Raw genomic sequence first — 12,361 nt, forward strand, 5'->3', positions numbered from 1 at the left:
TCACCCGGCCGGAGCACACGGGCCGCCCGCCGGGCGCGGGTGCGGGCACGTCGGTGGGAGCCGCGCCGGTACGGGCCCCCTCGGTGCGGGGCGCGGGCGCGGGCCACGTCGGTGCCGGCTGCGTTTCACCCCGGTACCCCCGGTTACCCGGCCGCGGACACGCACACCCGGTTCCGGCACCCGGAGGTCCCCTCATGCCCGAGTACGGCTATTTCCTGGCGAGCGAGGAGCACGGTCCGGCCGCGCTCGTGGAGCAGGCGCGGATGGCCGAGCAGGCCGGGTTCCAGGCACTGTGGATCTCGGACCACTTCCACCCGTGGAACGACGCGCAGGGCCAGAGCCCCTTCGTCTGGTCGGTGATCGGCGCCCTCTCCCAGGCCGTGTCGCTGCCCATCGAGACCGCCGTGACCTGCCCGACCGTGCGGATGCACCCGGCGGTGACGGCGCATGCCGCGGCCACCTGTGCGGTGCAGACCGGGGGCCGCTTCCGGCTGGGCCTCGGCACCGGCGAGGCTTTGAACGAGCACATCCTCGGCGACCGCTGGCCCCCGGCGCACGTGCGTCTGGAGATGCTGGAGGAAGCGGTGCAGGTGATGCGCCGGCTGTTCACCGGCGAGGAGGTCGACCACCACGGGACGCACTACACCGTGGAGAACGCCCGCCTGTACACGGTGCCCGACGAGCCGGTGCCGATCGACATCTCCGGGTTCGGCCCCAAGGCGACGGCGCTCGCCGCGCGGGTGGGCGACGGCTACATCACCATGATGCCGGAGGAGGAGATGGTCACCTCCTTCCGCAAGGGCGGCGGCGGGGCCAAGCTCGTCAGCGGCGGCACCAAGGTCTGCTACGGCACCGACCGCGAGAGTTGCGTCCGCCAGGTGCACCGGCTCTGGTACAACGAGCTGCTGCCCGGCGAGATGGGCCAAGTCCTGCCCTCCCCCAAGCACTTCGAGCAGCTGCACGAGCTGGTCACACCGGACATGGTCCGGCAGAAGGTGGTGTGCGGCGACGATCCGGACGAACACGCCGCCGCCCTGCGCGCCTTCGGCGACGCCGGGTTCGACCGCGTGTACGTCAACCAGATCGGTCCCGACCAGCAGGGCTTCTTCGACTTCTACCGTACGAAGGTGCTGCCCCGGCTGGCCGAGGGGTGAGCGGGGTGGGGGCGCCCCCGGACGGGGCGCCCCGCCCCGGTCACCGGCGCGGGTCGTCCAGGCCAGCCGGGGGCTCCGGCGGGTTGTCGGGGAGCGGCGGGTACGGCAGGCCGAGGCCGCCCGGCGGGGCGGCCGGCGGGGTGCCGCCGATCACATGGTGCGGCGGGTGCGGCTGGTGTCCGGAGGACGCGGAGTGGGCGCCGGCCCGCAGCGCGTACGCCACCGCGGCCAGCAGCGCCCCGGTGATCAGCGCGGCCGCCCAGCCGGGCAGCCCGGTCGCAAGGGCCAAGCCGACGGCGACGACGACCGCGCCGCCCGCGTACAGGGCGGCGGCGCCCGACGCGCCGTAGAGCACGGCGGTACGGCGCTGCTTGCGGGTCTGCTCGCGCAGCTCCTCCCGTACCGTCACGCGGGCCACCTGAGCCAGCTCCTCGACCAGCTCCTTGTCGAGATGTTCCAGATGATCCAAAGGCTGTGAACGGTTCATGGTACGCGGGTACCCTGTGCGCATCTCGAGTAACTCCGGGGAACCTGCGCGCGGGCCCTGGTCCCAACTAGGCTCGTCCGTATGGAGATTATGGGCGCCTCGCTGCGTATCTGCGTTGCCGACATCGAGACCGCGATCCCCTTCTACGAGCGGCTGGCCGGTGGCACCGCGCAGCGTTTCGAACGCGGCGGGGTGCGGGTCGCCGCGATCGGCTCCTTCCTGCTGATGAGCGGTCCAGAGGCGGAGCTGGACATCCTGCGGAAGGTCACCGCGACCATCGCCGTCAAGGACGTGGGCGAGGCACAGGAACTGCTGACCGGCCTCGGCGCCCGCATCCTGGTCGAGCCGGTGCCGACACCGGCGGGCCGCAACATGCTCGCGATGCACCCGGACGGGTCGATCTTCGAGTACGTGGACCAGCACGGCTGAGGGCTCAGGCCAGGTCGGGGCGCATCCGGAAGTCGTAGCGGGCGGGCAGGGGTTCGCCGGTGAGCCGGTCCCACACCCGGTCGAGCGCGCGGGAGCCCTCCCGCAGGTCGGCGACCTCGAACCCGGCGTCGAACACGGCCCGCGCCGCGTCCCGCCGGCCCTCCGCGAGCAGCAACTCCGCCTCCAGCAGCCGGAATCGGCCGCGCTGCCGGACGGGAGGCGGCAACCGCTCCCAGACGGCGCGGGCGGCCGCCGTCCGCCCGGCCCGCAGCAGCGCTTCGAGCGCCTCGCGGCCGAGGGCCGCCAGCACGGCGGTGCGGTCCGCGTCCCGGCCGCCGTCCTCGGGGCACCCGGCGGCGCACAGGTCGGCGAAGGCGTCGGCGTACCGGTCGGCGGCCCGCTCGTGGTGGCCGTCGTCCGCGTCGGCGACGGCGAGGGCGCGCAGCAGCGGCCAGCGCGCGGGCGCGTGCGGCAGGGCACGTTCCCAGCTGCGCACGGCCTGGGCGCGGTCGCCCGCGTGCCACTGGGCGATGCCGAGGTGGTACTCGGTGTGCCAGGTGGCGGGCGCGGTCTCCAGCAGTTCCCGCCAGTGCGGGGCGACCAGCGTGTCGGTGCCCGGCCACGGGCCGGGTGGGGCGGGCAGGCTGCCGGTGCGCAGCAACTGACGCCAGGGTGCCTGGTCCTGGCCGAGCGTGGACTCGGGGAAGGGGGTGCCGGGCAGCTTCCAGCCGGCGCGCAGCACTTCGAGCGCGCCCCAGCCGGAGCCGGTGGCGAGGACCTCGCCGGGTTCGGTGTCGGCGGCGGGCCGCCACAGCGCGTACGCCTCCTCGACGCGGGCGCGGGGCAGCACCGACTCCAGCCGTTCCCCGGCCCGCCGGACGGCGCCGTGCCACTCCCCCGCGGGCTCGGTGTCGAGCGGGCCGTACGCCTCCAGCCAGCTCACCTCGCTCTCCGCGTCCAGCCGGACGTGCTCCAGCTGGGTGCGGGCGAGGCCCGCCTGGATCTCGCAGTAGCCGCCGGTGCCGGGCTCGGTGAGCCACTGCTGCCAGCGGCGGCCGCCGGTCCCGCTGCCCCAGACGAACAGCTTGCGGCCGCGCAGCGCGTCGGTGGAGGTCTGCACCAGCCCGTGCCCGTCCGCGTCCAGCGCGGCGATCCAGCGGCGCCGGCCGTCGGGCACGTCGTAGAAGTAGTCGGCGGCGTAAGGGCTGTTGAGCGGGTACGTGCGGTCGATGCCGTCGTACGACGGGACGGCCACCCGGCGCAGCCGCCGCTCGTAGCCGAAGTGCCAGGCCTCCCCGGCCGGGGCGAGGACGCGGACCTCCTCGGGTACCGCGATGTTGGACCACCAGTACGTGGGCACCGGGTGCTGGTGCGGGTTGCGGACGCGCACGCCGGCGTAGAGGAAGTCGGAGCCGTCCGGCAGCCACAGGTCGACCTGGAAGGGCAGGTCGCGCAGCCGCTCCCACTCCCACAGGCGCAGCATCTGCCCGCCGTCGGGGGCGGGGACGCGGGCGGCGTGCAGGGGTGCGCAGGAGAGGGTGGTGTGGCCGGTGGCGCCGATGTTCCACTCGATGCCGCCGGAGTACCAGGCGCCGTTGAGGGCGAAGTCGGCGGGCTGGAACACCGGGTTGCGGTAGAGGAGTTCGCGGCCGGTCGGCAGGTGGACGAGGGAGGCGACACGGCCGCCGAGTCCGGGCAGGACGGTGGCGCGCAGCCGGTCGTTCTCGATCACCAGGGCGTCGAGCGGGCGGGGTGCGCGGGTTCTGTCGTAGCCGTCGCGGAGGCGGACCGGCAGCAGGCTGCGCAGCGGAGCGCAGCCGAGCCCGCGCGCCATGTCGCGGGGTATGCCGTCGAGGTCGCGGTCGTCGAGGCGGTGGACCTCGTCGAGCGGGCGCAGCGCGGGCAGCGGGTTGTCCGGGCCCAACTCGGCGGCGGGCAGGGTCAGTACCTCACGTCGGATCCTTGTCACGACGACCATGGAACCCGGCGGGCGATGACTCGGCCAGGGGAGCTGCCGGTCTAGATTGCGCAAAGGGCGCCGGGGCCCCGACGCGGCGGGGCGTGCGAGGTCAGGCGCGCATCTCGGCGGTGAGCGCCCAGCGTTCGTGGTCCCGCCAGTCCCCGTCGACGTAGATCATCTTCGGCGAGAAGCCCTCCAGGCGGAACCCGGCGCTCCGGGCCAGCGCGATCGAGGCGCTGTTCTCCGGCTGGACGTTGATCTCCAGGCGGTGCAGTCCGAGCGGTCCGAAGGCGTGGCCGATCACCAGTTCCAGGCCCTCGCGCATCAGGCCCCGCCCGGCGGCGTGCGCGAACGCGCCGTAGCCGAGGGCGCCGCAGCGGAAGCCGCCCCGGACGATGTTGTTGATGTTGATGAACCCGGCGATGTCTCCGCTGTCGCGCTCGCACACCAGGAAGCCGGCCCTCGCCGGGTCCTCGATCAGCCGCCCGGCGTAGTCGGCGTAGGCGTCCTCGGTGTCCGGCGGGAACAGCCACGGCCGGTGCAGGTCCTTGCTCTCGCGGGTGCGCGCGGTGAACTCGGGTCCGTCCGCCAGGGTGAAGGGGCGGATGCCCACGCGGGGGCCTTCGGCGAGGTAGCGGGACGTGGTGTGCGGCATCCGGCCACTTTACGCGTCCCGCACGGGGGATCAGCGCAGCGCGGGCTCCGCCAGCGTCAGCGTCCCCGCGTCCGCGTCCAGTTCCGCCCGCACCCCGAACGGGATGGTCAGCGCGCCCTCGCAGTGCCCGAACCCCATCTCCTGGAGGACCGGCACGCCGAGTCCGCCGAGCCGGTCCGCGAGGACGGCGCGCACCTCCTCGTACGGGCCGCAGCGCTCCCAGGAGCCGAGCCCGATCCCGGCGACCCCGTCGAGCCACCCGGAGCGCAGCAGCTGGGTGAGCAACCGGTCGATGCGGTACGGCTGTTCGGTCACGTCCTCGATCATCAGCAGCCCGCCGCGCGCACCGGCCGGGGCGAACGGGGTGCCGAGGTCGGCGGCGAGCCCGCCGAGGTAGCCGCCGAGAGTCACCCCGTGGGCCCGGCCGGGCACCAGCGGGGTTCCGGTCGTGGCGATGGTGCGTACCGTCTCGGGCGCGAACAGCGTGGCCCTGAGGTGGTCCTGCGCCCGCGCGCTCTTGATGAAGTCGATCCCGGCGGCCACCGGCCCGTACAGCGTGACCAGGCCCAGGCGGGCGGCGAACGCCTGGTGCAGATGGGTGATGTCGCTGAACCCGGCGAAGACCTTCGGTCCGGCCGCGCGCATCGCCTCCCAGTCGAGCAGGTCGACCATGCGCTGGGCGCCGTAGCCGCCGCGGGCGCACAGCACCGCGGCCACCGACGGATCGCACCAGGCCCGCTGGAGATCCGCGGCCCGCTCCGCGTCGCTGCCCGCCAGATAGCCCAACCCGCCGTGTCGGGAGAGGACATGGGGCATGACGACCGGGTCGAGGTCCCAGCCGCGCAGTACGTCGAGGCCCGCCTGGACGCGTTCCTCGGGCACGGGCCCGCTGGGGGCGACGACGGCCACGCGGGCGCCCGGTGCCAGCCGCGGCGGGCGGACGAGGGGGTTCACCGGTGCAGCTCCAGCCGGGGCAGGCCGGGCACGTCCAGTTTGAACACCTGTGCGTAGAGGGAGAGTTCGGCCTCCAGCGCGCGGATCATGGTGTCCGCCCTGCGGAACCCGTGCCCCTCCCCCTCGAAGGTGAGGTAGGCGTGCGGGACGCCCTTGCCCTGGAGGCGGGCGAGGAATTCCTCGCACTGCACGGGCGGACAGATCACGTCGTCCAGGCCCTGGAGCATCAGGAACGGCACGGTGAGCCGGTCGGCGTGGCTGGCCGGCGAGCGCTCGGTGTAGCGGGTCGGCACGTCGGTGAACGGCCCGATCAGGGAATCCAGGTAGCGCGACTCGAAGTCGTGGGTGCCGCCGGAGCCCCAACCGGTCAGATCCAGGATGGGGTAGAGGATGGTGCCGCAGGCGTAGACGCCGGTGGTGGTGAGGGAGGCCGCGGTGGTCCAGCCGCCCGCGCTGCCGCCCCGGATCGCGAGCCGGCCCGGGTCCGCGGTGCCCTCCTCGGCCAGCGCGCGGGCGACGGCCGCGCAGTCCTCCACGTCGACCACGCCCCACTGCTCGCGCAGCCGCTCGCGGTAGGCGCGGCCGTACCCGGTGGAGCCGCCGTAGTTGACCTCGGCGACGCCGATGCCCCGCGAGGTGAAGTAGGCGATCTCCAGGTCGAGGACGAGCGGCACCCTGCTGGTGGGGCCGCCGTGCGCCCAGATGACGTACGGCGGCAACTCCCCGTCGGGCGCGGTGTGCTCGGGGTGGTGCGGCGGGTAGATGTGGGCGTGCACCTCGCGGCCGTCGGGTCCGGTGAAGACGCGGATCTGCGGCTCGGGGTAGTAGGCGGGGTCCACCGGGTCCCGGTGGCGGGCGCCGACGGCGCGGGCGCGACCGGTGGTGGTGTCCAGCTCGACCACCTCGTAGGCGGTGCGCGGGCTGGCGCCGACGACGGCGATCCGGCCGCCGTGCACGGCGAGGCTCGGGGCGAACTCGGTCCACGGCCCGGCGGCGTCCACGATCTCCCCGGTCTCCGGGTCGAGGATGCCGAGCAGGGTCGAGCCCTTGCCGTGCACGACCGCGATCAGGCCGCTGTCCAGCGGCGCGAACCAGCGCAGACCAAGCTGCCACAGCGGGCCGCCGAACTCCTCCTCGCGGGTGCACAGCGGGACGCCGTCGCGGTAGAGGTTCCACCAGCCGCCACGGTCGCTGGAGTACAGGAGTCTGCCGTCCGGGGCCCATTCCACCTGTGCGACGGCCTCGTCGGGGCCCCCGGCGACGGTGTGCGCGCCGTGCAGGGTGCCGTCCTCGCCGACGTCGGCGACCAGCAGTTCGGTGCCCTCCCAGGGCATCCGCGGATGGTCCCAGGCGAGCCAGGCGGCGCGCCGGCCGTCCGGGGAGAGCCGGGGTCCGGTGACGAACCGGTGCCGTTCCGCGGTGAGTTCGCGCACCGCACCGCGGTCCCCGGCGGCCGAGCCGTCCAGCGGTACGGCCGCGAGGACGCGCCGCACGTCGCCGGGGTCGTCGCCGGTGAACTCCTCCAGCACGCACCACACTTCGCCCCGTTCGAGGTCGAGGCACGGCTCGGCCCAGCGCAGTCCGCCGCCGACCGGGGAGAGGGGGGTGAGCGGGCGGGGCTCGACGCCGGGCTCGTACCGGTAGAGCCGCTGGTCGGCGAAGTGGGCGAACACCACGAGGGGCGTGCCGCCTTGCGTCCCGGCGGTCCAGGGCCGGCCGCCGTATTCGATGACGCGGCTGCGCACGTTCCACGGCGCGGGCAGCAGCGACTCCTCGGTGCCGTCGGCGCGGCGCCGCATCAGCGCGCGGCGGCCGCCCTCGCCGGGACGGGGTTCGGTCCACCAGGTCTCGTCCCCGACGTAGCCCACCCAGTCCGGGCGGCCGTCGTGGGCGGCGGCGAGTGCCGCGTCGATGGGTGACGGCCAGGTGCCGTAGGGCGCCGTGAGCATGTTGTCCTCCCCCATGTCGTCTAGGCCGTGCGCAGGAAGCGGTCGAGGACGCGGACACCGAAGTGCAGCGCCTCGACGGGCACGCGTTCGTCCACGCCGTGGAACAGCGCCTGGTAGTCGAGGCCTTCGGGCAGCTTCAGCGGGGCGAAACCGTAGCCGGTGATGCCGAGCCGGGAGAACTGCTTGGCGTCGGTACCGCCCGACATGCAGTACGGCACGACGTGACCCTCGGGCGCGAACTCCCGTACGGCGTCCCGCATCCGCGCGAACAGCGGCACGTCCACCGGTGCCTGGAGGGCGACCTCGTGGTGCGCGAACTCCCAGTCGACGTCCGGGCCGGTGAGCCGGTCGAGGGTGGCGGCGAACTCCTCCTCGCCGCCGGGCAGATAGCGTCCGTCGACATGGGCGACGGCCTCACCGGGGATCACGTTCACCTTGTAACCGGCTTCCAGCATGGTCGGGTTGGCGCTGTTGCGGACGGTCGCCTCGACCAGCCTGGCGGCCGGGCCCAGCTTCTCCAGCAGCCGGTCGACATCGCCGAAGTCGGCGTCGATGCCGTACAGCGCGGCGAGTTCGGTGAGCGCGGCGCGCACGGTCGGGGTGAGCCGCAGCGGCCACTCGTGCTCGCCGATGCGGGTGACGGCGGCGGCGAGCCGGGTCACCGCGTTCTCCTTGTTCACCTTCGAGCCGTGCCCGGCGCGGCCGCGGGCGGTCAGCTTGAGCCAGCCGGTGCCGCGTTCCCCGGCCGCGATCGGGTAGATCTGCCGCCCGGCGCCGTCGTGGAAGGTGAAGGCGCCGGACTCACTGATGCCCTCGGTGCAGCCCTCGAACAGCTCGGCGTGCTCGTCGGCGAGGAAGCCGGAGCCGTCCTCGGCGCTGGCCTCCTCGTCGGCGGTGAACGCGATGACCAGGTCGCGGCGGGGCCGCACCCCCGAGCGGGCCCAGGAGCGGACGACGGCGAGGATCATCGCGTCCATGTTCTTCATGTCGACGGCACCGCGCCCCCACACCACCCCGTCGCGGACCTCCCCGGAGAAGGGGTGCACGCTCCAGTCGGCGGCCTCCGCGGGCACCACGTCGAGATGACCGTGGACCAGCAGGGCGTCGGCCCCCGGATCGGTGCCCTCGATCCGGGCGACCACATTGGTACGGCCCCCGGTGCGCTCCAGCAGCAGCGGTTCGAGGCCGGCGCCGGCCAGCCGCTCGGCCGCGTACTCGGCGGCGGGCCGCTCCCGGCAGTCGCCGCCGCCCCGGTTGGTGGTGTCGATCCGGATCAGCCCCGAGGTGAACTCCACGACCTCGTCGAGGGCTTGCGCGTCAGCCATACTGCTCCTCCACGGCGTTGGAGACGATCGTGGTGACCGCCTTGAACGTCCGGATGCCCTCGTACATGGTGGCGCTGGTGTACGCCACCTTCCGCTCGCCGATGCGCGCGACCCCCGGCACCACGGTCGCGGCCATCGCCAGGTGCTCGGCGTCGAACTCCACGGCGACGGTGAACGGCCCCGCCTCCACGGGCGCGTGGCGCACGGCGAGCCGCGCGGCCTCCTTGGCGGCGGCGCGGATGCCGGCGGCGGTGCGGGCCGGGGTGCGGCACACGGCCGCGTACCGCGACACATGGTCCTTGACGGCGACCTTCAGCGCCTCGGGCGCGTAGCCGAGCGCGTCCTCGCAGGCCACGTCGTCGCCCGTGACGAGGACGACGGGGACGCCGTACTCGGCGACGACGTGCGCGTTGAGCAGGCCCTCGCTGGCGCGTACGTCGTTCAGCCAGACGCCGGTGATCTGGTTGGCGAGGTAGGTGTGGGCGAGCACGCCGTCCATCCCGGCGCCCGCGTGGTAGCCGACGAAGGCGATGCCGTCCACGTCGCCGTGCTGGACGCCCTCCACCATGGACAGCTCCTTGTGCCGCCCGGTGAGCATCTCCACCCGCTCGTCCAGCTGTTCCAGCAGCAGATTGCGCATGGTCCAGTGGGCCTCGTTGACGAGCACCTCGTCGGCGCCGCCGTCGAAGAAGCCCTGTACGGCGGCGTTCACGTCCGAGGTGAACATCCCCCGGCACCGCTCCCACTGCGGCGTCCCCGGCAGCACGTCCGCCGGCCAGGTGACGCCCGTGGCCCCCTCCATGTCGGCACTGATGAGGATCTTCATGGAGCGTCACGTTACGCGCTGCGGGGTCCCCGGACCACCAAAGCCGGGGAGGCGCCGTGGCGGCACCCCCCACACGTTTTGCATAATGCAAAAGTGAGGGAGGAGAATCAATGAGTGCCATATCGGTGGCAAAGGAGACAAAGCGCGGGCCGGGCGAGGCGGCACGGGGCCGGGCGCCCGCACCGGGGCAGGCAGGTCCACCGCACGGCGCCTGGATCGTCCTGGTCCTGGCCGTGGTCGTGGGCGCCGGGGCGGGCGTGGGCTCGATCGTCTTCCGCTGGTGCATCCAGACGTTCACCCGGCTGCTGTCCGGCCACGCCGACTACGCCGCCTCCCCCGGCGCGGACAACCCGCACGTGCCCTGGCTCGGCCCGTACTTCGTGCTCCTCGCCCCGGTCGTCGGCGGGCTGCTCTACGGCCCCCTGGTCAACCGGTTCGCCAAGGAGGCGCGCGGGCACGGCGTGCCCGAGGTCATGCTGGCCGTCGCCCAGCGCGGCGGGCGGATCAGTCCGAAGGTCGCCGTCGTCAAGACGCTGGCCTCGGCACTCACCATCGGCTCCGGCGGCTCGGTGGGCCGCGAGGGTCCCATCGTCCAGATCGGCTCGGCGCTCGGCTCCACCCTCGGCCGGCTGACCCGGTCGACCGAGGGCCGGATGAAGCTGCTGGTCGCCTGCGGCGCCGCGGGCGGCATCGCGGCCACCTTCAACGCGCCCCTGGCCGGTGTCTTCTTCGCCATGGAGCTGATCCTCGGCACCTTCACCGCCGAGGCGTTCGGCGCGACCGTCCTGGCCAGCGTCACCGCGAGCGTGATCGGACGGGCCGCGTTCGGCGACAACGCCTTCCTGAACCTGCCGGACTTCCACGTCGGCCACCTCCCCCAGTACGGCCTGTTCGCCCTGCTCGGGATCGTCGCGGCCGCCGTCGGCGTGGGCTTCACCCGCTTCCTCTACCTGGTCGAGGACGCCTGCGACTGGCTGTGGCGGGGCCCGGAGTGGCTGCGTCCGGCGGTCGGCGGCCTCGCGCTCGGCCTGGTGCTGCTGGCCCTGCCCCAGATGTACGGCGTCGGCTACCCGGTCCTCCAGAAGGCGACCGAGGGCGGCTACGCGGCGGGCTTCCTGCTGATGCTCATCGCCGGGAAGATGCTGGCGACCAGCCTCACCATCGGTATCGGCGGCTCGGGCGGCGTCTTTGCGCCGAGCCTGTTCATCGGCGCGATGCTCGGCTCCGCGTACGGCATCGGCGTCCACCACCTGCTGCCCGGCTCGGCCGGCGCCGTGGGAGCGTACGCGCTGGTCGGCATGGGCGCGGTGTTCGCCGGCGCGGCACGGGCGCCGATCACCGCCGTGGTCATCCTCTTCGAGCTGACCGGCGAGTACTCGATCATCCTGCCCCTGATGCTGGCCGTCGTGCTGGCCACCGTCACCAGCAGGCTGCTGTGCCGGGACACCGTCTACACCCTCAAGCTGCGCCGCCGCGGCATCGACCTCCAGGGCCCCGCCCCCGGCGCGCCGATCGGCGCCCAGCACGTCGGCACCGTCATGGAGCCACTGCCCGCACCCCTGCCCGCGGCCACCCCACTGGCCGACGCCGCCGAGCTGCTCGGCCGCTCGGGCCACGGCGCGCTGCCGGTGGTCGACGACGGCGGGGCGTACGTCGGTGTCGTCACCGCGCGGGCGGTCGCCGAGGCCCTGGCCGAACAGCCGGACGCGGCACCGGCCACCGTGGGTCCGCTCGCCGAGCCACCCGCGCCGGTGACCGCCGACCAGCCGCTCGCCCAGGCCCTGCACACCCTGCTCTCCGCGGCCGGGAGCGGGGTGCCGGTGCTCGACGCGGAGCGGGGCAGCCCGGTGGGCTGGCTCAGCCATCAGGGCGTGTTGCGGGCGGTGCATGCGACGGGCTGAGCGCCGGGCGGCCTGCGCGCCGTACGCGACAGGCTGAACCCCGAGCCCCGTCCCGCTTCTTTGCATCATGCAAGGGACACGGGAGGCCGGGGGCTCAGACCTCGTGGGCCAGCGATCCGTCCACGATCCAGCCCAGCGGGTGCGGTTCGGGGTCGTCCGCGCCGGGGGCCGGGGGCTCGCCGCCGGCCTCGTTGAACGCGTCGAGGGCCTCGACGAGGGCCAGCCGCTCGGTGGGGCGGAGCCGGGCCACGATGGCGGCGATCTCGGCGCGGCGACCGGCCGTCACGTCCGCCACGATGCGCCGGCCCTCGTCGGTCGCCCGCAGCAGGGTCTCGCGCCGGTTGTCCGGGTTGGGCTGCCGGTCCGCGAGTCCGGCGGCGATGAGCCGGTCGACCATGCGCATCGCAGTCGAGGGCGCCACCTGGAGGAGTTCGGCGAGCGCCACCAGCTTGGTCGTCCCCCGCGTCGCCAGCACCACGAGCATCCGGAACTGGGCGAGGGTCACCCGCTCCTCCACCGCGGCGAGGGAGCGGGCGGACACGGCCACCAGCAGACGGGATGCGGTCAGCACGGCCCTGGTGACCGCGTCGACATCGTCCAAGGCGCCCGCGGGGGTCTTTCGTTCCGGCATGGGTCCTTTCTACCGCGTGCGGGCCACCACGCTCCACGAGAGCCCAGCCGGGACCGGTGCGGGACGGCGCCACCGGCCGCCCCGCACCGC

Annotated in this window: 11 protein-coding genes; 3 read left to right on the plus strand and 8 right to left on the minus strand. The window is 74.0% G+C overall.

Annotation, left to right across the window (positions count from 1 at the left end; translation table 11 throughout):
• Window positions 1-194 precede the first annotated feature (194 nt).
• A complete protein-coding gene (locus ACE4Q9_RS05535; protein ID WP_397983092.1) occupies window positions 195-1,154 on the plus strand; it encodes an LLM class F420-dependent oxidoreductase in 960 nt (319 codons plus the stop codon).
• Window positions 1,155-1,194: 40 nt separating this feature from the next.
• On the opposite strand, the gene ACE4Q9_RS05540 is transcribed toward ACE4Q9_RS05535, so the two are convergent.
• Complete coding sequence (locus ACE4Q9_RS05540; protein WP_397983093.1) at window positions 1,195-1,641, minus strand: phage holin family protein; 447 nt, start codon at window positions 1,639-1,641, stop codon at window positions 1,195-1,197.
• Between the two features lie 81 nt (window positions 1,642-1,722).
• Here ACE4Q9_RS05540 and ACE4Q9_RS05545 point away from each other — a divergent pair, with 81 nt between their 5' ends.
• On the plus strand, window positions 1,723-2,070 hold the full coding sequence (locus ACE4Q9_RS05545; protein WP_397983094.1) for a VOC family protein: 348 nt from the start codon (window positions 1,723-1,725) through the stop codon (window positions 2,068-2,070).
• Window positions 2,071-2,074: 4 nt separating this feature from the next.
• Here the strand turns inward: ACE4Q9_RS05545 and ACE4Q9_RS05550 are convergent, their stop codons facing one another.
• From ACE4Q9_RS05550 to ACE4Q9_RS05575, 6 genes are all read right to left on the minus strand, one after another.
• Window positions 2,075-4,048 carry a DUF5107 domain-containing protein gene (locus ACE4Q9_RS05550; protein WP_397983095.1) on the minus strand — a complete coding sequence of 658 codons (1,974 nt, stop codon included), beginning with the start codon at window positions 4,046-4,048 and terminating at the stop codon, window positions 2,075-2,077.
• 91 nt (window positions 4,049-4,139) lie between these two features.
• Window positions 4,140-4,685: a GNAT family N-acetyltransferase gene (locus tag ACE4Q9_RS05555; protein ID WP_397983096.1), complete on the minus strand. Its 546-nt coding sequence runs from the start codon at window positions 4,683-4,685 to the stop codon at window positions 4,140-4,142.
• A gap of 30 nt (window positions 4,686-4,715) precedes the next feature.
• A complete protein-coding gene (locus tag ACE4Q9_RS05560) occupies window positions 4,716-5,639 on the minus strand; it encodes an LD-carboxypeptidase (protein WP_397983097.1) in 924 nt (307 codons plus the stop codon).
• Entirely contained in the window at window positions 5,636-7,603 is a 1,968-nt protein-coding gene (locus tag ACE4Q9_RS05565) for a prolyl oligopeptidase family serine peptidase (protein ID WP_397983098.1), read from the minus strand. Before ACE4Q9_RS05565 ends, ACE4Q9_RS05560 begins: the two co-directional genes overlap by 4 nt.
• Before the next feature lie 5 nt (window positions 7,604-7,608).
• Window positions 7,609-8,913, minus strand: a complete 1,305-nt coding sequence (locus ACE4Q9_RS05570; protein ID WP_397983099.1) for a M20/M25/M40 family metallo-hydrolase — start codon at window positions 8,911-8,913, stop codon at window positions 7,609-7,611.
• Complete coding sequence (locus ACE4Q9_RS05575; RefSeq protein WP_397983100.1) at window positions 8,906-9,739, minus strand: M55 family metallopeptidase; 834 nt, start codon at window positions 9,737-9,739, stop codon at window positions 8,906-8,908. The genes ACE4Q9_RS05570 and ACE4Q9_RS05575 overlap by 8 nt, the downstream gene beginning before the upstream one ends.
• A 221-nt stretch (window positions 9,740-9,960) precedes the next feature.
• On the opposite strand from ACE4Q9_RS05575, the gene ACE4Q9_RS05580 reads away from it, so the two are divergent.
• Window positions 9,961-11,640 (plus strand): chloride channel protein, encoded by a 1,680-nt coding sequence (locus ACE4Q9_RS05580; protein ID WP_397987131.1) that lies wholly within the window; start codon window positions 9,961-9,963, stop codon window positions 11,638-11,640.
• Window positions 11,641-11,734: 94 nt separating this feature from the next.
• On the opposite strand, the gene ACE4Q9_RS05585 is transcribed toward ACE4Q9_RS05580, so the two are convergent.
• Window positions 11,735-12,271 carry a MarR family winged helix-turn-helix transcriptional regulator gene (locus tag ACE4Q9_RS05585; protein WP_397983101.1) on the minus strand — a complete coding sequence of 179 codons (537 nt, stop codon included), beginning with the start codon at window positions 12,269-12,271 and terminating at the stop codon, window positions 11,735-11,737.
• Window positions 12,272-12,361: the final 90 nt, after the last annotated feature.

The sequence above is a fragment of the Streptomyces sp. AM6-12 genome (genome assembly GCF_044327085.1).
Classification (GTDB): Bacteria; Actinomycetota; Actinomycetes; order Streptomycetales; family Streptomycetaceae; genus Streptomyces.

Excerpts from the sequence above, each read along its gene's own strand:
- ACE4Q9_RS05535 (WP_397983092.1), top strand. The coding sequence starts at position 195 with ATGCCCGAGTACGGCTATTTCCTGGCGAGCGAGGAGCACGGTCCGGCC.
- ACE4Q9_RS05540 (WP_397983093.1), bottom strand. The coding sequence starts at position 1,641 with ATGAACCGTTCACAGCCTTTGGATCATCTGGAACATCTCGACAAGGAG.
- ACE4Q9_RS05545 (WP_397983094.1), top strand. The coding sequence starts at position 1,723 with ATGGAGATTATGGGCGCCTCGCTGCGTATCTGCGTTGCCGACATCGAG.
- ACE4Q9_RS05550 (WP_397983095.1), bottom strand. The coding sequence starts at position 4,048 with ATGGTCGTCGTGACAAGGATCCGACGTGAGGTACTGACCCTGCCCGCC.
- ACE4Q9_RS05555 (WP_397983096.1), bottom strand. The coding sequence starts at position 4,685 with ATGCCGCACACCACGTCCCGCTACCTCGCCGAAGGCCCCCGCGTGGGC.
- ACE4Q9_RS05565 (WP_397983098.1), bottom strand. The coding sequence starts at position 7,603 with ATGGGGGAGGACAACATGCTCACGGCGCCCTACGGCACCTGGCCGTCA.
- ACE4Q9_RS05570 (WP_397983099.1), bottom strand. The coding sequence starts at position 8,913 with ATGGCTGACGCGCAAGCCCTCGACGAGGTCGTGGAGTTCACCTCGGGG.
- ACE4Q9_RS05575 (WP_397983100.1), bottom strand. The coding sequence starts at position 9,739 with ATGAAGATCCTCATCAGTGCCGACATGGAGGGGGCCACGGGCGTCACC.
- ACE4Q9_RS05585 (WP_397983101.1), bottom strand. The coding sequence starts at position 12,271 with ATGCCGGAACGAAAGACCCCCGCGGGCGCCTTGGACGATGTCGACGCG.